The sequence below is a fragment of the Fructobacillus sp. ESL1129 genome (assembly GCF_058507945.1).
Genome location: NZ_CP196668.1, coordinates 1,055,376 through 1,080,524 on the forward strand (window position 1 = coordinate 1,055,376; position 25,149 = coordinate 1,080,524).

General features: G+C 45.4%; 27 protein-coding genes and 2 tRNA genes. 24 read left to right on the forward strand and 5 right to left on the reverse strand.

The genetic code is table 11. From position 1 onward, the window contains the following. The first annotated feature begins 388 nt into the window (after nucleotides 1-388). The 4 genes from tyrS (at nucleotide 389) to ACSYSL_RS05230 (ending at nucleotide 4,082) form a co-directional block, all read left to right on the forward strand. Complete coding sequence (gene tyrS, locus ACSYSL_RS05215) at nucleotides 389-1,636, forward strand: tyrosine--tRNA ligase (protein ID WP_491708507.1); 1,248 nt, start codon at nucleotides 389-391, stop codon at nucleotides 1,634-1,636. 342 nt (nucleotides 1,637-1,978) lie between these two features. After that, entirely contained in the window at nucleotides 1,979-2,893 is a 915-nt protein-coding gene (locus ACSYSL_RS05220; protein ID WP_010691369.1) for an ABC transporter ATP-binding protein, read from the forward strand. Between the two features lie 20 nt (nucleotides 2,894-2,913). Continuing rightward, nucleotides 2,914-3,678 (forward strand): DUF2705 family protein, encoded by a 765-nt coding sequence (locus ACSYSL_RS05225; protein WP_010691373.1) that lies wholly within the window; start codon nucleotides 2,914-2,916, stop codon nucleotides 3,676-3,678. Nucleotides 3,679-3,779: 101 nt separating this feature from the next. Then, nucleotides 3,780-4,082 (forward strand): hypothetical protein, encoded by a 303-nt coding sequence (locus tag ACSYSL_RS05230; protein ID WP_010691375.1) that lies wholly within the window; start codon nucleotides 3,780-3,782, stop codon nucleotides 4,080-4,082. Nucleotides 4,083-4,142: 60 nt separating this feature from the next. Here the strand turns inward: ACSYSL_RS05230 and ACSYSL_RS05235 are convergent, their stop codons facing one another. The 4 genes from ACSYSL_RS05235 to ACSYSL_RS05250 form a co-directional block, all read right to left on the reverse strand. Beyond that, complete coding sequence (locus tag ACSYSL_RS05235; protein WP_010691376.1) at nucleotides 4,143-4,898, reverse strand: ABC transporter ATP-binding protein; 756 nt, start codon at nucleotides 4,896-4,898, stop codon at nucleotides 4,143-4,145. After that, nucleotides 4,891-5,790, reverse strand: coding sequence for an ABC transporter permease (locus tag ACSYSL_RS05240; RefSeq protein WP_010691377.1), 900 nt, complete (start codon nucleotides 5,788-5,790; stop codon nucleotides 4,891-4,893). The genes ACSYSL_RS05235 and ACSYSL_RS05240 overlap by 8 nt, the downstream gene beginning before the upstream one ends. Further along, nucleotides 5,790-6,788 carry a tryptophan ABC transporter substrate-binding protein gene (gene trpX / locus ACSYSL_RS05245; protein ID WP_338349582.1) on the reverse strand — a complete coding sequence of 333 codons (999 nt, stop codon included), beginning with the start codon at nucleotides 6,786-6,788 and terminating at the stop codon, nucleotides 5,790-5,792. The genes ACSYSL_RS05240 and trpX overlap by 1 nt, the downstream gene beginning before the upstream one ends. Before the next feature lie 302 nt (nucleotides 6,789-7,090). After that, nucleotides 7,091-7,690: a nitroreductase family protein gene (locus ACSYSL_RS05250; protein ID WP_010691379.1), complete on the reverse strand. Its 600-nt coding sequence runs from the start codon at nucleotides 7,688-7,690 to the stop codon at nucleotides 7,091-7,093. 82 nt (nucleotides 7,691-7,772) lie between these two features. Between ACSYSL_RS05250 and ACSYSL_RS05255 the strand changes: the two genes are divergently transcribed. Genes ACSYSL_RS05255 through ACSYSL_RS05270 form a run of 4 tightly spaced genes read left to right on the forward strand, consistent with a single transcriptional unit; the run spans nucleotide 7,773 to nucleotide 9,906 of the window. Further along, nucleotides 7,773-8,240 (forward strand): Rrf2 family transcriptional regulator, encoded by a 468-nt coding sequence (locus ACSYSL_RS05255; RefSeq protein WP_010691380.1) that lies wholly within the window; start codon nucleotides 7,773-7,775, stop codon nucleotides 8,238-8,240. Beyond that, complete coding sequence (locus ACSYSL_RS05260; RefSeq protein ID WP_010691381.1) at nucleotides 8,230-8,643, forward strand: fluoride efflux transporter FluC; 414 nt, start codon at nucleotides 8,230-8,232, stop codon at nucleotides 8,641-8,643. Before ACSYSL_RS05255 ends, ACSYSL_RS05260 begins: the two co-directional genes overlap by 11 nt. Continuing rightward, on the forward strand, nucleotides 8,640-8,999 hold the full coding sequence (locus tag ACSYSL_RS05265; RefSeq protein ID WP_491708508.1) for a fluoride efflux transporter FluC: 360 nt from the start codon (nucleotides 8,640-8,642) through the stop codon (nucleotides 8,997-8,999). Before ACSYSL_RS05260 ends, ACSYSL_RS05265 begins: the two co-directional genes overlap by 4 nt. A 22-nt stretch (nucleotides 9,000-9,021) precedes the next feature. Continuing rightward, nucleotides 9,022-9,906 carry a DegV family protein gene (locus tag ACSYSL_RS05270; protein ID WP_491708509.1) on the forward strand — a complete coding sequence of 295 codons (885 nt, stop codon included), beginning with the start codon at nucleotides 9,022-9,024 and terminating at the stop codon, nucleotides 9,904-9,906. A gap of 66 nt (nucleotides 9,907-9,972) precedes the next feature. On the opposite strand, the gene ACSYSL_RS05275 is transcribed toward ACSYSL_RS05270, so the two are convergent. Then, nucleotides 9,973-10,320, reverse strand: a complete 348-nt coding sequence (locus ACSYSL_RS05275; RefSeq protein ID WP_491708510.1) for an iron-sulfur cluster biosynthesis family protein — start codon at nucleotides 10,318-10,320, stop codon at nucleotides 9,973-9,975. A 178-nt stretch (nucleotides 10,321-10,498) separates the two neighbouring features. On the opposite strand from ACSYSL_RS05275, the gene trhA reads away from it, so the two are divergent. The 16 genes from trhA to gpmA all read left to right on the forward strand — a co-directional run bounded on the left by trhA (nucleotide 10,499) and on the right by gpmA (nucleotide 25,092). Beyond that, nucleotides 10,499-11,140 (forward strand): PAQR family membrane homeostasis protein TrhA, encoded by a 642-nt coding sequence (gene trhA / locus ACSYSL_RS05280; RefSeq protein WP_187753612.1) that lies wholly within the window; start codon nucleotides 10,499-10,501, stop codon nucleotides 11,138-11,140. 37 nt (nucleotides 11,141-11,177) lie between these two features. After that, nucleotides 11,178-11,816 (forward strand): carbonic anhydrase family protein, encoded by a 639-nt coding sequence (locus ACSYSL_RS05285; RefSeq protein WP_491708511.1) that lies wholly within the window; start codon nucleotides 11,178-11,180, stop codon nucleotides 11,814-11,816. Between the two features lie 92 nt (nucleotides 11,817-11,908). Then, nucleotides 11,909-13,276: an MFS transporter gene (locus ACSYSL_RS05290; protein WP_491708512.1), complete on the forward strand. Its 1,368-nt coding sequence runs from the start codon at nucleotides 11,909-11,911 to the stop codon at nucleotides 13,274-13,276. Nucleotides 13,277-13,371: 95 nt separating this feature from the next. Beyond that, nucleotides 13,372-15,258 (forward strand): M13-type metalloendopeptidase, encoded by a 1,887-nt coding sequence (locus tag ACSYSL_RS05295; protein WP_491708513.1) that lies wholly within the window; start codon nucleotides 13,372-13,374, stop codon nucleotides 15,256-15,258. Between the two features lie 67 nt (nucleotides 15,259-15,325). Beyond that, nucleotides 15,326-15,408: transfer RNA gene (locus ACSYSL_RS05300), tRNA-Tyr, on the forward strand. 29 nt (nucleotides 15,409-15,437) lie between these two features. Further along, nucleotides 15,438-15,509: transfer RNA gene (locus tag ACSYSL_RS05305), tRNA-Gln, on the forward strand. A 244-nt stretch (nucleotides 15,510-15,753) separates the two neighbouring features. Continuing rightward, entirely contained in the window at nucleotides 15,754-16,344 is a 591-nt protein-coding gene (locus ACSYSL_RS05310; RefSeq protein ID WP_338344907.1) for a hypothetical protein, read from the forward strand. After that, nucleotides 16,341-16,502 carry a hypothetical protein gene (locus ACSYSL_RS05315; RefSeq protein WP_010691397.1) on the forward strand — a complete coding sequence of 54 codons (162 nt, stop codon included), beginning with the start codon at nucleotides 16,341-16,343 and terminating at the stop codon, nucleotides 16,500-16,502. Before ACSYSL_RS05310 ends, ACSYSL_RS05315 begins: the two co-directional genes overlap by 4 nt. Nucleotides 16,503-16,606: 104 nt before the next feature. Next, nucleotides 16,607-17,056: a helix-turn-helix domain-containing protein gene (locus tag ACSYSL_RS05320; RefSeq protein WP_491708514.1), complete on the forward strand. Its 450-nt coding sequence runs from the start codon at nucleotides 16,607-16,609 to the stop codon at nucleotides 17,054-17,056. Between the two features lie 94 nt (nucleotides 17,057-17,150). After that, nucleotides 17,151-18,371 carry a phosphoglycerate kinase gene (locus tag ACSYSL_RS05325; RefSeq protein ID WP_010691401.1) on the forward strand — a complete coding sequence of 407 codons (1,221 nt, stop codon included), beginning with the start codon at nucleotides 17,151-17,153 and terminating at the stop codon, nucleotides 18,369-18,371. A 121-nt stretch (nucleotides 18,372-18,492) separates the two neighbouring features. Then, nucleotides 18,493-20,868 (forward strand): RNA polymerase recycling motor HelD, encoded by a 2,376-nt coding sequence (helD, locus tag ACSYSL_RS05330; RefSeq protein ID WP_491708515.1) that lies wholly within the window; start codon nucleotides 18,493-18,495, stop codon nucleotides 20,866-20,868. Beyond that, nucleotides 20,861-21,565, forward strand: coding sequence for a nucleoside/nucleotide kinase family protein (locus ACSYSL_RS05335; protein WP_187753605.1), 705 nt, complete (start codon nucleotides 20,861-20,863; stop codon nucleotides 21,563-21,565). The genes helD and ACSYSL_RS05335 overlap by 8 nt, the downstream gene beginning before the upstream one ends. Before the next feature lie 104 nt (nucleotides 21,566-21,669). Then, nucleotides 21,670-23,175, forward strand: a complete 1,506-nt coding sequence (locus ACSYSL_RS05340; protein WP_187753604.1) for an MDR family MFS transporter — start codon at nucleotides 21,670-21,672, stop codon at nucleotides 23,173-23,175. Nucleotide 23,176: 1 nt separating this feature from the next. Then, nucleotides 23,177-23,851, forward strand: coding sequence for a DUF4811 domain-containing protein (locus ACSYSL_RS05345; protein WP_338344915.1), 675 nt, complete (start codon nucleotides 23,177-23,179; stop codon nucleotides 23,849-23,851). Between the two features lie 202 nt (nucleotides 23,852-24,053). Continuing rightward, nucleotides 24,054-24,254, forward strand: a complete 201-nt coding sequence (locus ACSYSL_RS05350) for a cold-shock protein (protein ID WP_010691409.1) — start codon at nucleotides 24,054-24,056, stop codon at nucleotides 24,252-24,254. Nucleotides 24,255-24,381: 127 nt separating this feature from the next. Then, nucleotides 24,382-25,092, forward strand: a complete 711-nt coding sequence (gpmA, locus tag ACSYSL_RS05355) for a 2,3-diphosphoglycerate-dependent phosphoglycerate mutase (RefSeq protein ID WP_010691410.1) — start codon at nucleotides 24,382-24,384, stop codon at nucleotides 25,090-25,092. The last annotated feature ends 57 nt before the right edge of the window (nucleotides 25,093-25,149 follow it).

A 25,149-nucleotide genomic window follows, 5' to 3' on the forward strand; every position in this document is an offset into this window, starting at 1 on the left:
CAATTTAAGTTAAGAATAGATCACTTTGTTAGCGCTTTTATTCTTTTATTCACATTCTCTATTGTAAAAAAGACGGGGAATGATGTCAAAGTTCTGACCGGTTCTTACAGGTAAAAAGTGCAAAAAAAGCGCATTCTTGCTATAATGAACCTATCATTTGTTGCAGAGCGAAGGGGCACTGGGGAAAAGAGAACCAACGGTTGCTGTGAGTTGGGCTTAACCTCTTCGGGTACACAACAAAACAAAATGACGTTTGCGCCGCGTTAAGGCAGTCTGAGTGACCCAGTTGGGTAATTTTAGGTGGTACCGCGGCAGGAGTCGCCCTAATTCGAATGGATTAGGGCGACTTTTTTATATCATTGAAAACAAGATGAGTAAGGAGAAAATCATGAATTTTATTGAAGATTTAAAGTGGCGTGGTGCCTTAAATCAGGTAACGGATGAAGAAGGATTGCTACAGGAAATGAATGAAGGGCAGATTGGTGCCTATGTGGGGACTGATCCAACGGCGGATTCCCTGCACCTAGGTCATTTGATTCCGTTCATGGTCTTAAAGCGTTTTCAAAACGCTGGAGGTAAGGCGGTTATCATCGTTGGTGGTGCCACGGGATCGATTGGAGACCCCCGCCCAACAACTGAGCGAAAGCTGCTTTCTGAAGAACAGTTAAAGGAAAACGAAAAGGGAATTGCTGCTCAAGTTACTAAGCTGTTCGGACAAAACGGAACGAAGATTGTTAACAATGCCGACTGGTTAAACACGATGTCTTTGCCAACCTTCTTGCGTGATTATGGAAAGCTTTTTTCCATTAATGTCATGCTGAAAAAAGATGTCGTGGCTTCTCGTTTGGAAACAGGCATTTCATATACGGAGTTTACTTATCAAATCTTGCAGGCCATCGACTTTTTGCATCTTTGGCAAGAAGAAAACGTCCGTCTTCAAATTGGAGGTTCCGACCAATGGGGAAATATCACTTCAGGTGTGGACTTGATCCACACAATTGAAGGAAACGATGCGCCAGCGTTTGGATTGACGATTCCGTTGATGACGGACTCGACTGGAAAGAAGTTTGGTAAGTCAGAAGGAAACGCCATCTGGTTGAACGCTGAAAAGACCTCACCCTACACGTTCTACCAGTTCTGGTATAACCAGGCAGATGCCGATGTTGTGAAGTATCTAAAGTACTTTACTTTCCTATCGAAGGAAGAAATCGAAACGCTTGAAAAAGAAGTAGCCGAAAATCCAGGTGCTCGTTTGGGACAAAAGCGTTTGGCTGAAGAAGTGACGGCCTTTGTTCATGGAAAAGAAGCTGTGGAAGAGGCAGAAACTTTGTCAAAGGCTTTGTTCTCTGGGGATGTTGCTGAATTAACGGTGCAACAAATAAAGGATGTCTTTTCAGGGGTACCCGGCTTTGAAGTGGCGCCCGATAAGCAAAACATTGTCGATTTCTTGGTGAACGCGGGAATCGAAAAGTCAAAGCGTCAGGCTCGTGAGGACGTCACGAACGGGGCCATTCGGATTAATGGTGACAAGGTAACAGATGTTGACGCTGAAGTTGACCCGGAAGCGGATTACGAAGGGCAGTATGTCTTAGTTCGTCGTGGTAAGAAGAAGTATTTCTTGGGAACAGTTAAATAAATTTTGATTAATGATGAAAATTTAGCAAAAAGCTTGACCGCTTTAACATTAGTTTAATCTCATCAGACCATAATAAGAAACATGATATAGCAATATATCAAAGGATCAGATACCTAACCATATAAATACTTCTCTCTAAACCTAATTTATACCTTCTCTCCCGGTTAGGTGTCTGATTGATTTGAATTGCTCCCCGTAAGGGGAGCTTTTTTTATAGAAAGGTTAAGGATAATGGAATGACTGTTCCAACCCCTTCACTTTGTTATAATGAAGACGACTCGAAATAAGTTTAAGCCCGGTGAAGAATTCACTATGTGGCGTTTACAAAAGGAGACAACGCATATGTCATTATTAGAACTGCGTCACGTGTCGAAAAGCTTTGGTTCTTACAAAGCTTTGGACAACGTGTCATTCAACGTCGAACCCGGTCGCATTGTCGGATTGATTGGTCCAAACGGTGCCGGTAAGTCCACTGCCATGCGTGCAATGACTGGATTAATGCGATTTGACTCAGGTGAAGTCATTTTTGACGAACAACCAGTTAAATTCTCTAAGACAAAAGCTCTGTCTAAGATGGGAAACTTAATTGAATACCCATCAATCTATCCAAACTTCACAGCCGAAGATCACATGAAGTATTACGCCATGGATTCAAAGGATCCAGAAGACATTCATGAATTGATGAAGTTGACCGGTATTGATGGTCCAAACTTCGGTAAGCGTAAGGCTAAGCATTTTTCTCTTGGAATGAAGCAACGTTTAGGAATTGCCATTGCTTTGGTTCGCAAGCCCAAGTTGGTTATCTTAGATGAACCAATGAATGGATTGGACCCCCAATCAGTCCGAGAAATTCGTTCGCTAATCCAACACTTAGCGGAAAAGGGCATTGCTTTCGTGATTTCTTCCCATCTTTTGGATGAATTGCAGCGCTTAGCTGATGACGTAGTCATTATTAACAAGGGAAAGATTATCCGTCGTGCGACGATGGCGGAATTCCTTTCGGAAGACAAGGCGCAAGTGAAAGTCAAGACTTCGGATAACCACGCCATGGTGCTCGCGGCAGAAGCTGCTGGTTGGCAGGTTAAGATGTCAGAAGATGGTGAAGTGTTGATTACCGCTGAAAACGGTGTGAATGCACAGGCTGTTTTGGCCAAGGCAACTGAGGCTAATGTGGAAGTACAAGACATCCAGACAGGAACTGTCAACTTGGAAGACCACTTGATGGAAGTGCTATCTGAAAACAGCACACGCGCTTAAACCTTAGCAAAGGAGAAATTATGATTACCCTATTAAAACAAGAATGGATGAAGGCTGTTAAGCAAAACCGCTTTTACATTTGGGCTTTGTTGGCCTTCATTATGCCAATTGCCGTTCTGAACACATTGATTCCAGCTGAACAACAGTTTTACGCTTATTACTACTTTGGTGGTGCAAGCATTATCGTTGCCATCGCCGGGTCGGTGATTGCGGCACTGACTTTTACACAAGAATTTGGTTATGGAACGATTCGCCCACTCCTATCACGGCAGTATTCCCGCTTTGAAATTTTCATTTCAAAGATTGTGATGATTATCGTCGAATACGTTTTGGTTCTTGCTTCTGCTATTTTGGGAACATTGGCGGGGCGTGCGATTTTCCAAATGATGCATGGAACGACGGGGACTGATATTGACTGGCAGACTTTCTTCTTTGCCCAGTTTATGGACGTTGTCATGACGTTGTTCTTCTTCGCCATTGTTTTGCTCGTATCAAACCTAGCTAAGTCCTCAGCAGCGGCCGTTTCGATTGGAATTGTTTTGTCAGTAGCAACTTCAGTGATTACTGCCATTACGACCTACTTGGTTCGCTTCTGGGAACCATTCAAGTGGAATCCTTTCACGGTACAAGCACTTCTATCACAGTTTAACGGAAGCAAAATGATGAACTTCCAGTTGAAGATGTACTTTGGTGCTGATGTATGGGTGATTTGGTTGGTTTATATCGCCTATTTGTTGGTAATTTATGCGCTGACTTTCATGATTTTCCAGCGTCGTTCTGTATAAAAAACGATAAAAAGCAGGCTTCGGCCTGCTTTTTATGTGGCATGAGTGAATTAATTAGGTCTCTTTCTCTTTTTTTGCTACAATGAGCAGAGGAGTTACTTATGTCACGCGAAAAGAATGTCTTTAATGATAAACAACGAATTTTACGACTGTATTCAATTTTAATTTCAAAGCAGGCCATGTCAGTGGAGCAAATCGAAGATCTTTTTTTCGTTGGGCAAAAAACAGTACAGCGAGACATTGCTGCGATTCGGGAGTTTTTGGCCGACTTACAACAGGGTGAAGCGGTTCAATCTGAAGTGATCTATGATCGCAAAATGAAGAAATATAAAATTACCGAGCGTGATCATCTTTTTGACGTATTTGATAAGATTAACTCGGAAGAAAATCCCTTTGATTTTTAGACAATCAAAAAGTCGGACAGAATGTTTATTACATTCTGTCCGACTTTTTATTCCTTTTCGTTAGCGTGTAAAGTAGCGAAGAAGGTCTGTTTCAGTTAAAGCCTCTTTCTCTTCGTCACGAACATCTAAAATGATTTTGCCGGCATTCAAGACAATGAGCCGGTTGCCATAAGTGAGGGCGTCTTTTAGATTGTGGGTGATCATGAGGGACGTGAGGTGGTTATCCTTGACCTGATGGTTTGTCGCTGCCATCAGCTGGTCAGAAGTCTTTGGGTCAAGGGCCGCGGTGTGTTCATCTAGAAGGAGCAAGCCGGGTTTGACTTGTGTTGCCATTAAGAAAGAAAGTGCCTGGCGTTGTCCCCCGGATAGGGAGCCAGTGGCGGTTTGCAATCGATCTTCAAGGTTATTCCCCATAGTCTTTGTCAGCTCGTAGTATTTTTCGAGCTTCTTTGCCGTTAGTTGCCGGTTTTTGAGTGTCCGACGGGAGCCTCTTTTTTCTGCCAGTAGTAAGTTTTCGGCAACGGTCATTCGAGGAGCCGTACCCAATTTGGGGTCCTGAAAGACGCGGGCGAGGAAGGCTGTTCGCTTGACAGCAGGAACGGCGGTAATGTCTTCCCCGTTGTGCTCAACCCTACCAGAGCTGAGTGGGAGGTCGCCAGAAATGACGTTGAAAAGGGTGGATTTTCCGGCCCCGTTTGTTCCCAGAACAGTGATAAAGTCTTCTGGATAAATGTCTAGGTTCAAGTGGTCCATGATGGTCGTACCATTTGGTACGGTCACAGTGGCCTCTTTCAATGAAAAGACTGGGTTAGTCATGTGCCTTACCTCCCATGTGTAGGACTTTATCGAGCTTAAGATACTTACGTGCCTGCGGAATCATCATGGCAATAGCCAAAATGATGGATGAAATCAGATTCAAATCGTTGGTTGAGAAACCAAGTTGCAAAACAGCCAACAAGACCAGGCGGTAAATAATCGAACCAATGACGACAGCGACCAAACGTTGGTTCAGTGACAAATCACCGAAGGCCACCTCACCAATGATGATGGAAGCGAGGGCAATGACGATAATGCCAATTCCCATGTTAATGTCAGCAAAGCCGTTATTTTGGGCAATAACTGCACCACCAAAGGCGATGAGGGCGTTGGAAACCATTAGTCCCATGATGGTCATCTGATCGGTTTTAATTCCAAAGGCGGCTGCCATGACTTTGTTATCACCGGTAGCGATAAAGGCTTGGCCGAGTTCGGTTTGTAGGAACCACATGAGGAAGCCCAAAATAATCGTAATAACGATGAGGCCGAGAACCACACCATCGAAGTACTTTGGCAAGTCCTGTAGGAAAGACAAGGAAAAGATGGTCTTTTGATCCAAGAGGGAAATGTTAGCGGAACCCATGATGCGCAAGTTAATGGATAGACAGGCGGTCATGACCAAAATTCCAGCCAACAAGATGGGGATTTTTCCTTTGGTATAGAGAACACCGGTAATTAGGCCGGCCAAAGCACCAACAAAGAGGGCGGCGATGGTTGCTAAAAAGGGGTTCGTGCCGTGAGCGATTAAAGCGACAGCGGTAGAGGCACCTAAGGGGAAAGAGCCCTCAACCGTCATATCCGCAAAGTTTAAAATACGGAAAGTCAGGTAGAGTGCAACGCCGAGAACAGCCCAGAGAATTCCTTGTGAGATGGATGAAACGATAATAGACATTAGTAGGCCTCCTTATTGGCTTTGGCATCGGCAACCATGTGTTCCGGCAGCGTGATACCGAGGTCTGAAGCAGTTTGCAAGTTCACAGCGTAGTTTCCCTTTTCAACGGACTGCACGGCCATGTTTGAGGCTTTTTCACCCTTCAACACGCGTGCGGCCATTTGGCCAGCCTGGTAGCCAACCTGGTACTGAGACTGTGAATAGGTCACAAGACCACCATCAGCAACCATCGTATCGTTTGATGGAATCACCGGAACATTCTTTGCCTTAGCCGCTGAGACAAGGGTTTTCATAGCCGTGGCCACGGAGTTGTCTTGTGGTGCGTAGATGGCGTCTACTTCACCAGCCATGGTGTTGGCGACTTGGAGCATGTCGTTGGTCGATGAGATGGTGTAGGACTTGACCGTGTAACCCGACTTTTGCAAGGTTTTTTTCATCTGGGCCGCGTTGTAAGTACCACCTGAATCGGAAGTGGTTGAAATGATACCGATGGTCTTTGCCTTTGGCAATACTTCCTTAATAACAGCAGCTTGTTTTTGGTAAGGCGAGTCGCCGGCCACTCCGGTCACGTTCTTACCTGGCTTTGACAAAGAATTGACTAATTTCGCACCAACCGGGTTGGTGATACCCGCAAGGATGACGGGGGACTGCCCCTTCTCGGCCTGTGCTAACGATAGAGCAGCTGGCGTGGCGATACCAACGGTCAAGTCCATGTTTTTATTAGCAAAGTCTTGTGCCATGGTTTTCAAGTTCGCTTGGTTTGCCTGGGCATTTTGGTAGGAAATCTTAACGGTCTTTCCGTCTGTATAACCTCCAGCCTTCAAACCGGCGACAACACCCTCATGAATCTGATCCAAAGCAGGGTGCGTTACGAGTTGCAGAATACCAACGGTTGGTACCTTATTTTCTTTCTTGCTAGTTCCGTTGCCTTCTGCAAAGAAGGCAAAAACTAGAAAAGCAAGAATCACCGAAGTGACGGCTAATAAACGTTTATTCATGATTTTCTCCCATAAATGCTACCTAAGCTGTTTTTTTGCATGAAAAAAGCCTGCTTGGGTATTGTGATGTACCCAAACAGACTTTTATACATTAAAAAGAAGCCGGTTGGGACAAACTGTCATGACAGCTTGTCCGTATTCCGTCAAGCTGCGTTCCTACCGGCGCCACCATTGGCGATTCAATTGCGTTTGAAATGCAGTCATGTAATTGCTCCTAAAACATTAAAAGTTGACTTAAGCATACAAGAGTGCGCTACCCTTGTCAACAAAAATTAAAGAAAAATGTCTTTTCTCTAAGAAAATTAATCAAAGAGCTTAAAACGTTCGTCATCCTTTACGAAAGTCTTTGGATCCGCTGGTGCTTCGATGGAACCGAATGGCATCTCGCCACGGAGAGTCCAGCTGGCAGGAATATCAAAGGCTTCCTTCACTGCTTGATCAATTAGTGGGTTGTAGTGCTGAATGGAGGCGCCGATGTTATCTTCAGCCAAGCGCATCCATACCGAGTAGAGGGCAATCCCGATGGCCTCTTCGGCCCAACTGTCGAAGTTAGAGGCGTAGAGCGGTGCTTGTTCCTTCAAGCCCTGAACGATGTTTTCATCAGTGAAGTAGAGGACGGTTCCGAAACCAGCTTCAAAGGCGCCCTTGACTTTGGCAGTGGTTGCTTGGAAGGCTTCTTCTGAGGCTGAAACCTTTTTTAATTCTACTAAAGTCATTTCCCAAAGCTTTTCGTGAGCAGCACCCGTCAAAACAACGGCTTTAACTGATTGTGAATTAAAGGGGGATGGGCTTTCCTTAACGGCTTCCTTAATCATGTTGAAGAGCTCTTCTGGACTCTTCTTAACTTCTTTTCCCAATGCGTAAATTGAACGACGCTTTTTTTGTAATTCTTCGAATGTCATGGCTTACTCCGTTTCTTGTATTTTATAAAAGTACAAATAGTATGTTATACTAGTCGAGAATAAAAAACAAGGGGGAATGGTCATGAAGCCATCGTTAAAATTAACCAATGCCATCCACATTTTGATTTACATTTCGACTACTGACCAAAAGGCTACCTGCTCTTCCAAGGAAATTGCGGCCTCCGTGAACACTAACCCTTCGCGGATTCGGGCCCTCATGGCCGATTTACAAAGTGCGGGAATAATTGAACGCCTTGGCGATCACTTTTCACGACCAGTTTTAGCGAAACCTGCTGCTGCCATTAGTTTGGCCGATGTTCTTCAAGCAGTTGATCCTAACCCAGGCGTTTTTCCACTGGATAACAAAGTCAGTGATGACTGTCCGATTGCCCAGCAGGTTAACCCGGTACTTTCCACTTACTATGAAGAGATTGACCGGGCCCTCATTGAAAAGATGGCTGAAATCAATCTTGAAAACATTCTACAAGACGTTAATCAAAGGGCTGGGACCAATCTCTGTGTGATTAGCGGGGTTTCAAATGAAAAATGAGCGCTTGCCGTTGCTGGCCTTGGCCGTGTTTTTGGGAGGAGCAATCGGCGGGGCTTGCCGCTTTGCGCTTACCCTGGTTCCCTATTTGGGCGGCTGGCCAGCCATGACGGTTTTCATTAACTGTCTTGGAACCTTGGTGCTTTCAACATTGGGTGCCTACTTGAAGTCCTCAGATGAGGCACCAGCCTATTGGCAGGCGTTCATTGGAACAGGTTTTTGTGGTGGCTTCACAACTTTTAGTACCTTGATGTTGCAAGATGGTCATAACTTGATGACTGGGCACGTTCTTTTGGCCCTTTTCCTATTAGTTAGCAGTATTATCTTAGCCCTAGGTTCGCTTGCTTTTGGTCAGCGGTTCGGGAATTGGCTGGCTAACTGGAAGAAACGGAGGGAACGCTTATGATGGGACGGTTCTTGTTGGTCATGGGTGGAGCAGGTCTTGGCGCGTTGCTTCGCTATTTACTGCTGGCAATCTTTCCTTTAAAGAAGTCCTATTTTACGGGGATTTTTTGGATTAACGTGCTTGGATCTTTGGTCATGGGCTTCCTGTTCACTGTTCATCTTGACCAAAAGCTGGTAATCTTGTTGGAGACTGGTTTATTGGGTGGTTTTACAACCTTTTCGACAATGATGACGGAAAGTGCCCAACAGCAAAACGGACAAAAACAAATGGTGTACCTGCTGGTGCAACTATTGGCGGGCCTCGTTGCCTTTACCATTGGCTTGGTGGCCGGTCAATTACTCGAAATAAGACTTTAGATAACGATTTAGGAGACATGATATGGCTAAAATTGCGGTCATTACCGATTCATCATCCGCCCTACCACAGAGTTTACGAAATTCATTTTCAATTATTGAAGTGGCCATTCCCATTTTGTTTGGCCAGGAAACCTTCTTAGGTGGTCAGGACATCACTTCCATCGCACAGCTGGTGACAATGATGGGGGAGAAAAAAGAATTACCCACGACGTCGCAGCCCTCTCCGGCACAGTGGGAAATGGCGCTTAACCAGGCTAAGGACGCGGGCTATGACGAAGCGGTTATTATTACGCTTTCGTCTGGAATCTCCGGTGCTTTTCAGACGGCTAAGTTGGTTGCTGAAGGCTATGAGGGCTTGAATCGCGTTGAAGTAGTGGATTCAAAGCTTGTCAACATGGGCCAGGCCGCCCAGGCCTTATTGGCAGCTAGGTTGTCAAAAGAAGAAGCCACGATGGATGACATTCTGGCTAAGCTGGCGGATTTTCGAACACACATGGGCGTTCGCTTTGTCGTCAATGATATTTCGCACTTAAAGCGAACCGGTCGCCTTTCTCGGGGACAGGCGCTGATTGGTGGCTTGTTAAACATTAAGCCGATTTTGAACTTCGACATTGAGGGAGATGGCAAGATTGGGGCGGTTGGCAAGGCACGGAAGATGTCAGGGGCCAAGGACTTAATCCAAGAAGCCTTCGAAGCGTACCTGGCCAAAGTCGACTTTCCAGTGCGGGCCTACGTAATTGATGGTAATAACCAAAAGCTTGGTGACAAGTGGTTGAAGGATTTTACTAGCAAATATCCAGCGGTATCTTTTGAAAGGGCTGAAATGGACCCTGTGATTGGGGTCCACACTGGGGATGGGGCCATGGCCCTGATTTGGACGAAAGACTACCAATTCTATTCGAAGTGATGGAAATAACGTAACGAAAAAAAGACCGGTCGTTTGACCGGTCTTTTTATGTTAATGATGAATGGTTTAGTCGATGTTTTTGATTCCTAAAGCAGAGTCGAGCACGCCATTACGGCCGGATAGGCTGTAACGAAGATACTTTTTGTTGACATCAACGGTCATCTCTTCATCCATTTGATCCGTTGAATAAGGCTTTGCATAGACGGTTCCCAAGTTGGAATCAATCGTTGCACCAAATTCTGACAAATCGGTATTCTTCGGAACGAAGAGTAGATTGAACGAAAGGGCCAGTGTGCAATTGGCTTCCTTCGAGAATGGACCAACACCGTCATCAAAGTCCAAAACAATCTTCTTGTCAGGGGTTGCGAACTTTTCCAAACGTGCCTTTGCTGCATCAGTAAATGTCAACTTCATGAATAGACCTCCTGCTTCTGTTTTCTTTCTTAACAACAAATACAGTGTAAGGGAATTAACGTAAAAAGTCAAATTGGTATACTTGTTATTTTTGCCTTGTTGATTCGACTTTGCCAAAAGTGAAAAACTAAGCTAAACTGTTACAAAGCCTGTTGCCCCGTTTTTGAGAGGAATCAAGATGAAAAAAAGGACAAAAGCATATACGATTGTCTATGAAGTTTTAAACGCTGCCACGCATGGCGTTGGTTTTTGTTTGGCGTTAGTGGCTTCGGTCTTCTTAATTCAGAAGGTTTCGAGTCAGTCACCCAGCCCGCTAACGATTGCGGCCGTTACCATCTATATTTTGTCAATTTTGCTATTTTTACTGGCTTCGACACTTTTTCATTCGCTGGTCTTTACTAAGGCCGCGAAAGTCTTTCAGTTTATGGATCATGCAGGGATTTACCTGGTGATTTTGGGTTCTTACACGCCCTATACGTGGCTAGTCTTGAAGTGGCCAATTGGCTGGGCCATTTGGACTGCCATCCTAGTGATGACCTTTGCTGGTCTCGTCTATGACATCTTTTTTGTTGGCCGCTGGCCTTGGGTAGCGGTGACCATTTACCTTGTGATGGGTTGGCTCATTATTTTAGTGATGCCCATTATCTGGCAATCGCTTTCGCCAGCTGCTTTCTGGCTTTTATTAACCGGAGGCGTGGTATACTCGCTAGGAACCATTTTTTATCTCGTCCCACAAATTCCAATGGGGCATGTTTATTGGCACGTTTTTGTTATTATTGGAGCGGGATTAATGTATTTCTCCATTTACCAAACGATTTAGGAAACTTGAAGGGAAACATAGGAAAAAGAAAATCATCATGGAAAAACTAAATTACCACTATCAGGACGCCTGGCGCTACACGACCACGGCCACCTGCCAATCACCAATTGATGTAGTGGCAGACAAGCTTGTTGATGGGCCGGCAATGGCCATTGACTGGTCGGGCTTAACCATCAGCCCACTGCTAAAAAAAGAACAGGTCATCGGCGACCAATTCTTTTGTCATGGAAAGCTTGTCATTGATGGACAGACGGTTGAACTCGTCCGTTTCCACATTCATGACGGTTTTGAACACCTATGGGACGGCCAAAGTGGTGCAGCCGAACTGCACCTTGTTTTCAAACGCGCTGATGGGGGAACGCTGGTACTCGCTGTCTTCTTAGAGGAGGATGCAGAGGCGGAACCGCTCTTTGCGCCGATTTTAGCTGGGCAACAAGCACAGGCTGATTTGTTGACTTTTCTACCGGCAAAAAAAGAGAGCATTCTGACCTATAAAGGAACGTTAACAACACCACCATTAAAAAAAGATGTCGATTGGCTTCTATTAAAAGAACGCCTGGGGATAAGTCCAGTAGATGTGGCGGCTTTTGCCCAAGCCTACCCGGATAATTACCGTAAGGTGCAACCGCTAGGAAATCGCTCGGTGGTACGTCATCAAATTACGAGTCTTCCTTGACCGTAGGGCTTGTTGACGAGTAGAGTAAATAGATAAGAAAAACAGCGCAGCGTATGTTGTGTCTGTTTTTATTTTGCTAAAGGAAGTGAATCATGAAAGAAGCAAGTCTTAAACGGGCAGCCCTGGTTGTGGCTGCCGCCCTCTTTATGCAGATGCTCGATTCAACAATTGTCACTACGGCACTGCCGCAAATTGCAACCGATTTATCGGTTAACCAATCGTCAGCCTCATTGCTGGTTTCGGTTTACATGCTTTTTGCCGCCATCTTCATTCCCTTGTCGGGTTGGATGGCAAAAAAGATGAGCCGCAAAACGCTTTTCTTGTTGGCGGTCATGCTCTTTACCCTCTCGTCAGTAGCTGCTGGACTAGTGAATAATCTAGCCTACATTTTGGTCATGCGTGCGATTCAGGGGATGGCGGGGGCCATGATGGTACCCGTTGGGAAACTCATCATTTTGGAAAACGTTGCGGCTAAGAATTTGTTACAAATTCTCTCCTTTCTGGTTTGGCCCGCTTTGATTGCACCAGCCATCGCGCCATTACTTGGGGGCTATGTTATTTCGGCGCTCTCCTGGCATTGGATTTTCTTCTTGAATTTGCCGATTGGGCTTGGTATTTTGCTAGCCGGCTATCTCCTGATTCATGATCAAAATGATCGGGAAGAAGCACCGTTTGACTTGGTTGGCTTTCTCCTCGTTGCGTTGGCTGCTGGATTGATTTTGGTAGATGCCGAAGTGTTATCGCGTGGGTTGCCGCTGTTGGCCGTCGGGTCTGCGGTCCTTATATTGGGCATTTTCTTTGCTTTTCTGGCCTTTCGTCATTTACAAAAAGTCGAACAGCCACTCTTTGCTTTAGACGCCCTCAAAATTAAGTCTTTCCGGATTTATCAGACGGGGGGTTCCATCTTTTGGATGACGATTGGGGCCTTGCCTTACCTGTTGACCCTCCTACTACAGGTACCGTTCCACTGGTCAGCCATTGAGGCAGGAACGTATGTCATCTTCATCTTCTTAGGAAATTTGGCCATCAAGCCGTTTACAACGCCAATCATCCGGCGGACGGGCTACAAGTATGCCCTGGTGATTGCCCTTGGACTGGCCACCATGACGACTTTCCTAATGGCGGCCTTTACAATTGAAACGGCCAAGCCGTGGATTGCCTTTGTCGCCTTTGTTTCCGGAGTTGGTCGTTCATTAGCATTGACTTCCTATAATTCGCTTGCCTTTGCGGAACTTTCTAAAAAGGAAAAGAACGCGGCGAATACGTTACAATCCGTCATGCAGATGCTGTCACAGGCCTTTGGTGTCGGATTTGTGGCGACTTTGGTCGCTTTGTTCTCAAAAATGTTTGTCACTAGTCTGGCTTACCAGGTAACACTCTTTTTGGTGGCGTTAATTTCGCTTTATCCATTACTTGAGGTATTGACCTTGCCGAAAAACGTTGGTGAAAAAACGTTATAAAGTCTTTAAAGACCGCTTTGCGGTCTTTTTTATTGCAAATAAATGAGAACTACTGGATAATGGCTGTAGGAAATGAGTACAAAAGGAGGTACGAGATGACAACACGTTATCAAGATGATTTTTATCAGGCAGTCAATGGTGACTGGATTGAAAAAGCCACGATTCCAGCGGACCGACCAGTAACTGGTGGTTTTTACGATTTGGTCGAGGGAATCGAAAAAGAAGAACGCCGAGTGCTTGAGCAAATTGAAAAGGGGGAACAGGAAACCCCAGAAGACCTCCGTGAATTTGTTAAATTGCATCGTTTAACCAATGATTGGTCAAAGCGTGCGGAAAATGAAAAGCGTGAGGTTAAGAAGTTTTTGGCACCACTGCTTGCTTTAACGTCTTGGCAAGACTTTCAAGAGCAAGAGGGTCAGTTGATTAAGGCAGGCTATTCAACGATTCTGGAGCCCACCATTAGCCCGGATTCGAAAAACACGAGTCGCAACGAACTTTGGCTAGCTAGTCCAGATTTGATTTTGCCGGACACGACTTCGTACCAAGATAAAGAGCAGAAAGAAGCACTTTTGTCTACCTGGTCAGCGATGGTCAAGGGATTACTCCAAAAGTTGGACTTGGCAGATGAAGGAACAGACTGGATTGATCAAGCATTGGCCTTTGATCAACTCTTAGCCGATCGCGAATCTTCTTCGGAAGAACTATCCGATTCATGGAAGAACTATCACCCAATGACGGTTGCTGCCGCACAGGAGAAGGTGCCGGCCGTTGCCTTGGCTAAGACGTTAACGACTTTGGTAGGGGAAAATCCGGAGAAAGTTATTATCTATGACGGGCCATTCTTTGACCGGGCCAACGAGGTATATGCCGAGCAAAACTTTGACAATGTGAAGGGTTGGTTGATTATCGAAAACCTGCTCGAGGTCGCCGGTTTTCTTGGGGATGAGACGCGTGTGCTGGCTGGTCAATATGGGCGCGCATTATCTGGAACCAAGGAAGCGGTTAAGCCAGAGAAGGCCGCTTTCCGTCAAGCGCGGGCCTTCTTTTCACAACGTATCGGAAAATGGTACGGTGAAACCTACTTTGGACCAAAGGCCAAGGCGGACGTTGAGGCCATGGTGCAGGAGTTAATCAAGGTCTATGAAGGTCGTTTTGACCAAATTGACTGGCTTTCCGATGATACGCGGGCCAAGGCAAAGGTGAAGTTGAATGCCCTAGGTGTTAAAGTCGGGTACCCTGAACAGTTGCCGGATTACTTACTGAAGCGGACCGTTGACGAACAGGCATCTTTGCTCGAAAACGTGCAGCGCTTTTCGAAAGAATCAGTTGCTGAACACTTCTCAAAGTGGGGGAAGGAACCTGACAAGTCCCGCTGGGGCATGTCGGCTGATACGGTCAACGCCTACTATTCACCAGATTTCAACCACATCGTCTTTCCGGCCGCCATTTTGCAGGCACCTTTCTATGACTTGAAGCAGACGGCTAGTCAGAACTTTGGGGGCATTGGAACGGTCATTGCCCACGAAATTACGCACGCTTTCGACACCAACGGTGCTCGCTATGATGAAAAGGGAAACTTAAAGGAATGGTGGACAAAGGAGGATTTTGCCCACTTTGAAGAAAAGACGGCAGCCGTTGTGAAGGCTTTCGATGGGTTGGATTCCGCTGGTGCCAAAGTCAATGGGCACCTCACGGTTTCGGAAAACGTTGCCGATTTGGGTGGCGTTTCCGCCGCTTTGGCTGCTGCCAAGGCGGGTGGGGATGCCAACATCAAAGCGTTCTTTGAGAACTTTGCCACGCTTTGGCGGCAAAAGGCGGAACCAAAGTACATGGCTTTATTGGCCACGATTGACGTTCACGCCCCCGCTAAGTTGCGAACGAACGTGACGGTCAAAAACTTTGATGACTTTGAAAACGCTTTTGAAGTGAAAGAAGGGGATGGTATGTACTTGGCCCCAGAATCTCGAATTCAAATTTGGTAAAAAATTTCTTGAAAAACCTTGTCAGAAAACAGCTTTCTTGTTAATATAGAGAAGTTGTTTAAGACATGGGAGTGTAGCGAAGTCTGGCTAAACGCGACGGACTGTAACTCCGTTCCTTCGGGTTCGTAGGTTCGAATCCTACCGCTCCCATTGCCTCGCTTCAGGCAAATTTGAAGCATTGCCCCTTGGCCAAGTGGTAAGGCAGAGGTTTTTGGTACCTCCATGCGCTGGTTCGATCCCAGCAGGGGCAATCAGGGTGTTAATAAAAAGCAGACCGGAAGGTCTGCTTTTTTTGTTGCTGTAAAAATTCGGGAAACGATTTCCTTGTGGCTTTTATGCCGTTTTGGGGAACTTTATTCCACATCGTGATAATAGCTGGGAGAAGACGGTTTACCGGCGTATGATGACAGTAATGAAAGCGTAAAAGGAGTGGGGCTCGTAAAATTCATTGATAGGGAATCAGGGTCGATTCTCTGCCTGCAATAGAGGAGCCTAATGATGATCGTTACTGCCTACCACGGAACTAGCAGAAAGAACGCTAAAAAGATTTTAACGGAAGGTTTTCGCATAGAAAAAGGAAGACAGCGTTATCCCAATGATTTAGGCCATGGTATTTATGGTTATCTGGATAGTAGTCCAGAAAAGGGGGATGTCTATTTTATGCAGACGGCAAAGGAAAATGCGCTGCTGTTTGCAAAACAAATTCGAAAGGTGCCCGAAAAACAGATAGTTGTTCTAAAGCTAACCATACAAATCGACATTCAGAACTATCTCGATTTAAATCAATTGGTTAACCGAAACCATGTTTTGCATTTGTATCAAAAGATAATTGGTGGGGTATTACGGGATATTAAAAAGGAATATGTTTCGGATCGGATTAGTCGGCGGCGACAAATGGATGGCGTTGTACTTGAAAAGTTGAATCAAGTCGGTATTATTTCGTTGCCACCGGTGGTGATAAAAGATACGTTTACGCGATTTAATGGCATCCTGTCGAATTTTACTAATGGTCGGGAAATCGTCATCAGAGACCCGAGGTATATTCACTTCATTGAAGCGATAGAAGAGCAAGGAGTAATGAAATGATTATTGATGGAAAAGAAGTTCAAGGCGTTATTCTTCCCGTTTTAACAGATGAAGAAATAGAAGAAAAATTAACTCCAGCTATTCGTCAGGAATGGCTCGAGCTTTTCGAAGAACAGGACCGGCGGATTGAAGAATGGCAAAATGAGCATAATTTCTAAAATCCGCTTGTTTCCGCTTATTTAAAGTTATGCAAGATATTCTTGCTTGGCAATCGGCCGCTAATTTCGTAACCTGTAAGAGATGAATTTACGGAGGTGATGAGATGGAGTTTGGCAAACGGCTACAAAAATTACGGCAAGAAAAAGGGCTGACCCAAGAACAGCTAGCGAAAGAATTTTATACGAGCCGACAAAACATCTCCTCTTGGGAGAATGGTAAGACTTATCCTAATATGAAGGATTTAATTCATTTGTCTGATTTCTTTGGTGTAAGCCTGGATATCTTTTTAAAGGAAGATGGCCAAGTGCAAGAGAGTTTGGAGAAGGCGCCGGTGAAAAAGTTATTAACGCGTGTTTACGTTAAGCTAACAATCAGTCTTTTACTATTATTATTAAGTGATGTGGCGCAAGACCTTCTCAAGGTGCCTTTGCAAGCGGAAGTTTGGCTGATTGTTTTCTTTATCATTGTTAGTGCAGCTAATAACATTGAAGAATTCAACAAAGAGTTTGGTATTAAAGTGATCTATCCCTGGCAACGGCACCTCCGCAAGTAACAAAATGAACAAATTTAGCAGTGCTTGCAGACATTTGCTAGTGTTTGCTTTATAATTGGTCTTGTTAGATAAAGAAATGATTTGGGAGGCACACATGGCAAAATTAACTGTACAAGATTTGAAGAATTTGGCCGGTAAGAAAGTATTGATGCGAGTGGACTTTAACGTCCCTATTAAGGCTGGCGTTATTGGAAACGATAACCGTATCGTGGCTGCTTTGCCTACCATCAAGCATGTGTTGAAGGAAAACGGTCGTGCCGTTTTGTTCTCACACTTGGGACGTGTTAAGAAAGAAGAAGACAAGAAGGAATTGTCTTTGGCACCAGTAGCTAAGCGCTTAGGCGAATTGTTGGGACAAGAAGTGATCTTCGTTCCTGAAACGCGTGGTGCTAAGTTGGAAGCCGCAATCAACGACTTGAAAGATGGTCAGGTATTGATGGTGGAAAACACTCGTTTCGAAGACGTGAAGAATGGTGAATACGTCAAGTTGGAATCTGGTAACGACCCTGAATTAGGTAAGTACTGGGCTTCACTTGGAGATGATCTCTTCATTAACGATGCCTTCGGTACAGCTCACCGTGCCCACGCCTCAAACGTTGGAATTGCTTCAAACGTTGACCAGGCTGCTGCCGGTTACTTGATGGAAAAGGAAATCAAGTTCTTGGGTGATGCGGTTGATACACCAAAGCGTCCATTCGTTGCTATCATTGGTGGTGCAAAGGTTTCCGACAAGATTGAAGTTGTTCAATCATTGTTGAAGAAGGCTGACAAGGTGATCGTTGGTGGTGGAATGGCTTATACATTCGACGCTGCTAAGGGTAACAAGATTGGTAACTCACTCTTTGAAGAAGACAAGGTACAAACAGCCAAGGACTTGATGGCCGAAGCTGGGGACAAGCTAGTTTTGCCAGTTGACTCTGTTGCCGCAGATGCTTTCTCAAACGATGCCAAGACTGAAGTTGTTGATGCCGATGCTGGTATCCCTGATGGCTACATGGGCTTGGACATTGGTCCTAAGTCAATTAAGCTCTTCGATGACGTGTTGAACGATGCCAAGACGGTTGTTTGGAACGGCCCAATGGGTGTGTTTGAAATGCCAAACTTTGCTAAGGGTACGTTGGCCATTGGTGAAGAACTCGTTAAGGTAACGGAAAACGGTGGGACGACCATCGTTGGAGGTGGTGACTCAACTGCTGCCGTTCAAGCCTTGGGTGTTGCAGACAAGTTGTCACACATCTCAACTGGTGGTGGGGCATCCCTTGAATACCTTGAAGGTAAGGAATTGCCTGGTATCGCCTCATTGACGAACAAGTAAACAAATTTTCAAAAGTCGACTGCGGTCGGCTTTTTTATTTGGTCTTTGAGTTGGCCGATGGTTTCATTCTAAATTTGTAAGGCGTATAATGGATACAACGTAAATTGAGAAGGGGTGTACTGTGTCAAACGAGCAAAAAGTCCGCGAACAAGAATACCTAAATGAAACCTTAAAGAAGATTGACTTGGCCCAACTAGAGGCTGAAGCCGAGGTTAAAAAGTCCAAGGGATCCTTAGCCGATGTATCAGCTGCCTGGGATGACGTCCGCGTCAAGACATCAACCTATTCCGGTATCGTGGAAACGGCGATGTCCATTCGTCAGCAACAGCAAGCGATTCAGGAACGACAGTCAGCTAAATCTCGTGCGGAAGATCGCTACAAAACGTTGGCGAAGCAAAAGGATAAGCCCTATTTTGCGCGCATCGATTTTTTGGACAATGCGGAAGAGAACCGTGAAAAAGAGACCGTTTACATTGGTCTGGCCTCGTTTGCTGACGATGACGGCCGTTTTTGGGTCTACGATTGGCGAACACCAGTTGCCTCAATCTATTACGATGGTGGTCTTGGTAAAGTCGACTACATGACTCCTGCCGGTAAGCAAACGGCTGATGTGACATTGAAGCGTCAGTTTGAAATTGAAAAGGGTGTGATTGTCACGCTTTTTGATACGGAAGAAGCGATTGGGGATGCCATGCTTCTCAATGCGCTGTCTGGTGAGTCGACGACCAAGATGAAGTCGATTGTCACGACCATCCAAAAAGAGCAGAACAAGATCATCCGTAATACGGATGCGGACCTACTCTTTGTTCAAGGAGCGGCTGGTTCTGGAAAGACGGCGGCCATTATGCAACGAGTGGCTTATCTTCTTTATCGTTACCGTGGTAAGTTGAACTCGGGTCAGGTGGTGATGTTTTCACCTAACCAATTGTTTAATGACTACGTGGACCAGGTCTTGCCAGAATTGGGTGAACAGAACCTGGTGCAGCTGACTTTCTACCAGTATGCGTCACACCGTTTGCCACGGTTTGAAGTTCAAACGCTGGAAGACCGCTTTGAAAAGAATAAACAAAACGAGAAAATTGATCACCTACTTGGTTCGCTTGACATGTTCCGGGCTGTCCAAAGCTATGCTCAGGATTTGAATCAATCCGGATTAAAGGTTCGGAATCTGAACTTCCGTGGCGAAGTACTCTTGAGTAAAGAGAAGATTCAAAGCGTTTACTACCAATATAATGAGAACTACAAGTTGTCACAGCGACTCGAAGCAACCCAGGAAAGTCTGATCCGTTCGCTTCGCTCGCAGGTTGGGGTTCAAATGAAGTCCGACTGGGTCGAGCTAGCCATTGAGAACCTGTCGAAGCAGGAATATGACGAATTAGTTGGGGCTGGTCAAGTTCGGTTAGGGGATGACCAGGTTAATGACGCGGGTGATTTGACTCGTCGTCATCAACTTGGCGAAGGCCCAAAGGAACGGACTTTTGCTTCTGATAAACAAGAACGTAACTTCCTGGCGAAAAAGATTGCAACAAAGGCCCTGCGTCCGCTAGCTAAGCGCGTTCGTCGCGCAGGATTCATCAATATTAACGCGCAGTTTGTTGATCTCTTACGGGCACTGCCAAAGTATTTGAATTTGGCCGACTTTCAAATTAGTTCAGACGAATGGACGGACTACATTGCCATTGTTATTGACCAGGTTAAGGAGCGAAAGCTATCGCTATCAACGACGACCATTTATCTCTATTTGTATGATTTGATTACTGGAAAGCACGGGCAACGTGAAATTCGTTACCTCTTTATTGACGAAATTCAGGACTATACGCCTTTCCAATTGGCCTTTTTGAAGTTTTCTTTCCCAAACGCCAAATTTACGGTTTTGGGCGACCTGAACCAAGCAATCTTTACTCAAGACTGGGCTTCATCGTTGGAAGAGGACTTTGCCTCACTCTTTAATCCCGAAAAAGTCGACTTTGTTGAGTTGACGCAAACTTACCGTTCAACGAAGCAGATTACAGACTTTTCAAAAGCCTTGTTGAAAAACGGTAAAACCATCGAGGCCTTTAACCGGTCAGGTGATTTGCCGGTTGTTAAGATGGCGAAGACGGAAGCGGAGGCTGTCCAAGCGGCCCGTGAACAGCTTGCCGTTAACGAGGGGGATGGCGAACAAACGGCCATTATCACCCAAACATTGGCCGAAGCGAAAGCCTTGGCCGAGGAGTTAAAAGACGAACCAGTGACACTCATTCGTTCCGAAAACCAGCGTTTGGCACCTGGGGCTGTCATTTTGCCGTCATACTTAGCCAAGGGCTTGGAGTTTGATGCCGTCATTGTCTGGCAAGCTGATGCCGCTCATTATCAGTCAGATGATGTTCGTCGCCTGTTGTATACTGTGACGTCCCGAGCCATGCACCGTTTGACCTTGATAGGCGCTGGTCATGAATCGCCAATGATACAGGCATTGCCGAAGTCTCTTTACAAATTGGAGGCCGTTGATGATTGAACGATTAATTGAAGAAGTAAAAAACGCCCATCAGGGTGCTTTTTTTACGATTGGACTAACCGGTTCTGTTGCAGTTGGAAAGTCAACGCTGGCTGACCAACTTGCGATGGAAATCAAGGCGGCGGGCCTAACAGTTCAAGTGCTCTCGACGGATGCTTTCTTGAAGACAAATGAACAACTTCATCAAGAAGGTATCTTTGATGAAAAGGGATTTCCAAATAGCTATGACCTAAAAGGAATGGCAACGTTTATCGAAAATTTCCGGAATGGACAACAGACTCAGCGCACGGCTGTCTATTCGCAAACCCTGGCTGACCGGGTTCCTGGGAAAGAAAGCATCATTGACCGGCCAGATGTTTTGATTTTAGAGGGGGTTGTCGCCCTACAATTACCGAAAAAACTGCTTGATTTAACCGTCTTTTTAGAAGCGGATTTGCAGGATATCCGTGACTGGTATTTAGCCCGTAATTTATTAGCGACCGTCAAGTCCGCAAACGAACCCAATTCTTGGCGGGCCCAGTACGCTGATATGCCGCTCTTGGACTTTTATAAACTTGCCATGGGGGTGTGGGAAAAAACGAACCAGCAAAACTATGACCGCTTTATCTACCCAACGAAGGGAAAAGCCGACTGGGTGGTTTCAGTCGACTACTATCACCAAATTCAGTCGATTACGCCAGGTACTGCTAAAGACTAGACCTTAGTTTAAGGATTCTGTTAAGATTGGGCTTGTTTGACTTTTAAAATTTTTAGCAGTAGTATACTTGTCTGGATTATTTCTTGTTATATATGGAGGAAGAAATGGCAAATTCAACGGATAACACCACTGGGAAACCGGTGAATAAATTAGCCATGATGGCCTTGCTGATGATTGGTTCCTTTGTGATCATCTTGATGCAGACCTCATTGGGAACGGCCTTGCCAGCGCTGATGACGGCATTTAATGTCGATTCTGCAACCGTGCAGTGGCTGACGACTATCTTTTTGATGGTTAACGGAATCATGGTGCCAGTTTCGGCTTACATGACAACACGGATTCCAACGAAGTATCTTTACTTGACGGCTTTGGCCGTCTATATCTTAGGGACCTTTATGGCCTGGACTGCCCCAACATCTGCCTTTTGGGTCTTGATGTTGGCCCGTGCCTTGCAAGCCATGGCTGCGGGAATTGTTATGCCTTTGATGCAGGTTGTGGCTTTGACGATTTTCTCAGAAAATTCTCGTGGAAAGGCTTTGGGTTCCATTGGGTTGGTTATCGGAATGGCACCAGCCATCGGACCGACTTTGAGTGGTTGGATTCTGGACAGCAAGCATGACTTTCTTGGTTTAACCTGGGGTGGTGACTGGCGCTCAATCTTTGGATTGGTCTTGCCTTTGGCCATTATCGTTTTTATTCTTTCCATCTTTTACTTTAAAAACGTTTTGGAAACGAAGAAGGTTTCACTTAACATCCGTTCATTGATTGAATCAACGGTTGGATTTGGTTTGTTGCTCTTCGGATTTGCCATGGTTTCCGACCACGGTTGGGGCTCATTCAGCTATGTTATCGCCCCAATCATTGTGGGTGCTCTGGTTATTGCGGAATTTGCCCGTCATCAGTTACACATGGAAACACCGTTTTTGGATGTTCGGGTGCTGATGAACAAGCAATTCGCCTTGACAACAACGATGGTTTCCTTAACTTTCATCGCCATGTTGGGTGTTGAAATGGTACTGCCAACCTACATGCAGACGGTACGTGGTTTGACGGCCTTGAATTCTGGTCTGACTTTGCTACCCGGCGCCTTAATGATGGGCTTGATTTCACCAATTGCCGGCTCTTTCTACGACAAATATGGTGCCAAGCGCTTGGCAATCTTTGGCTTTGCCCTCGTCACCTTGGCCACTTTGCCTTACTACTACCTAACGGCAGAAACGCCAACCATTTACATTACGGCGCTCTACATGGTTCGAATGGCCGGTATTGCCTTTACCATGATGCCGTTGACGTCATCGGCCATGGGTGCGTTGGCTAAGGAAGAAAATGCTCAGGGAACGGCCGTCAACAACACGGCCCGTCAAATTGCTGCTTCACTTGGAACGGCTGTCTTGGCCTCCGTCATGCAGTCGGTTGCAAACGACAACATGCCAAGCAACGCCTTGAAGTCGGCAGATCCGATTGCCTATGGATCAAAGGCGATTACGGCAACGCTTGACGGTTTCCACACGTCGTTCTTCGTGGCAGCCATGTTTGCCCTGGCCGCTTTCGTCCTTGCCTTCTTCCTACACAACGGAAAGGTCAACCAACCAGAAACAAAGGAGAACTAAGATGATTATCGTTCTATTAATTTTATTTGTTATTCTGGCTTTCCTTTCTATCATGCTGGTTAAGGATTCTAAGGTACGAATTGCCGCTACCGTTGTTTCCTTTATCGCTGTTGCTGGTTCTCTTGTGTTGATTACTGGTAACGCTCATGATCATTGGGGAATGAAAGTCAAGACGGTCACGACCAAGGTACAGATTTATTCTGCCCAAGACCAAAACACGTATGGTGTCTTAGCTTACCAACCAATTGGTACTTCAGGCCGTGAAAAGGCTTATGTTTACAAGGCACAAGCAAACTCTTTGAAGACAACGGTTGCCAAGCCTGACCTCAAGACGACGACTTCGATTGAGCATGTTGATGGCAATCAGGCTTTCCAAGTGACAAAGGCGAAGGAATACGTGTATGACAACGGCTTTTATCAGTTCCTCTTTGGTTGGGCTGGTAACAACCACGAGGTTAAGTCGAAAGTCGTGACCTACCAAGTACCAAGTACTTGGATTGCACTGTCTGCAGAGGAAGGGGCTAAGCTAAAGAGCATCTTAGCTGCCAAAACAGCTGCTAAGGACGCCGACTTTATCAGCTTTATTCAACAAAATAAGCAGGAAGCGGTTGATAACCCTGAACAGGCAGCGCGTGATGCGGTTGCTTATTACCAAAACGTATTAAATAACGGTTAAGCGAATGGTTTTGGCAATTGGTCTTGACCACTATGTGAGAAATCGGACTTATTAATTGCCAAAGCCAGCTGACTGTGCTACACTAATCTTGTATTTAAGTTTGAATTTTGATTTTGATTTGTTTTTTTCGGAAGGCGTCATACCAAAAGAATCATATTTATATACATGACACAGATGGGATGATCCCGAAGGAGAAACAATCATGGAAAAAGGCACTGTAAAGTGGTTTAACAGCGAAAAGGGCTACGGCTTCATTACTCGCGAAAACGGTGAAGATGTGTTCGCACACTTCTCAGCTATCCAAGGCGACGGCTTCAAGACTTTGGAAGACGGACAAAACGTAACGTTTGATGTTGAAAACTCAGACCGCGGTTTGCAAGCTGTAAACATCGTTAAGGACTAATTCTTTCATTAGTTTTAAAAGCTCAGACATTTGTCTGGGCTTTTTTCTTTTGTCCGAACAATGCAAAGAACTTGGATAATGTTGTATAATAAACAAGAATTATTCAAGCAAACAAAGGAGCTAGAACATGGCAAAATTAGTTTTGATCCGTCACGGACAAAGTGAATGGAACGCATTGAACTTGTTTAACGGATGGGTGGACACAAAGTTGTCCGAACAAGGTATTGAACAAGCCAAGCACGCAGGGGAATTGTTGAAGCAAGAGGGCATTGTTTTTGACCAAGCCTACACATCAGTTTTGACCCGTGCCATCACGACTTTGCACTATGCTTTGGAAGAAGCTGGTCAACTTTACGTACCAGAAGAAAAGTCATGGCGTCTAAACGAACGTCATTACGGTGCTTTGCAGGGACAAAACAAGGCGGAAGCCGCTAAGAAGTGGGGAGACGAACAGGTTCACATCTGGCGTCGTTCCTACGATGTTTTGCCTCCATTGCTTGATGACTACGAAAAGACGGTTGAAGTACAGGGTAAGACATACCCTGCTTTTGATGCTCGTTACGCTGATGTACCTTACGGTGATTTGCCATTGGGTGAAAACTTGAAGGTTACTTTGGAACGTGTTTTGCCTTTCTTTGATGCTAAAATCAAGAAGGATTTGGAAGCCGGCAAGGACGTTGTCATTGCTGCCCACGGTAACTCACTTCGTGCTTTGGTAAAGCACTTGGAAAACATTTCCGATGACGACATTTTGAACGTTGAAATCGCAAACGGTCAACCAATCGTTTATGATTTGAACGCTGATTTGTCAATTAACGACAAGAAGACATTGAAGTAATTAAAAAGTCCACTAAAGCTCATCGTTTTGGTGGGCTTTTTCTGCAGGCAAAATAAG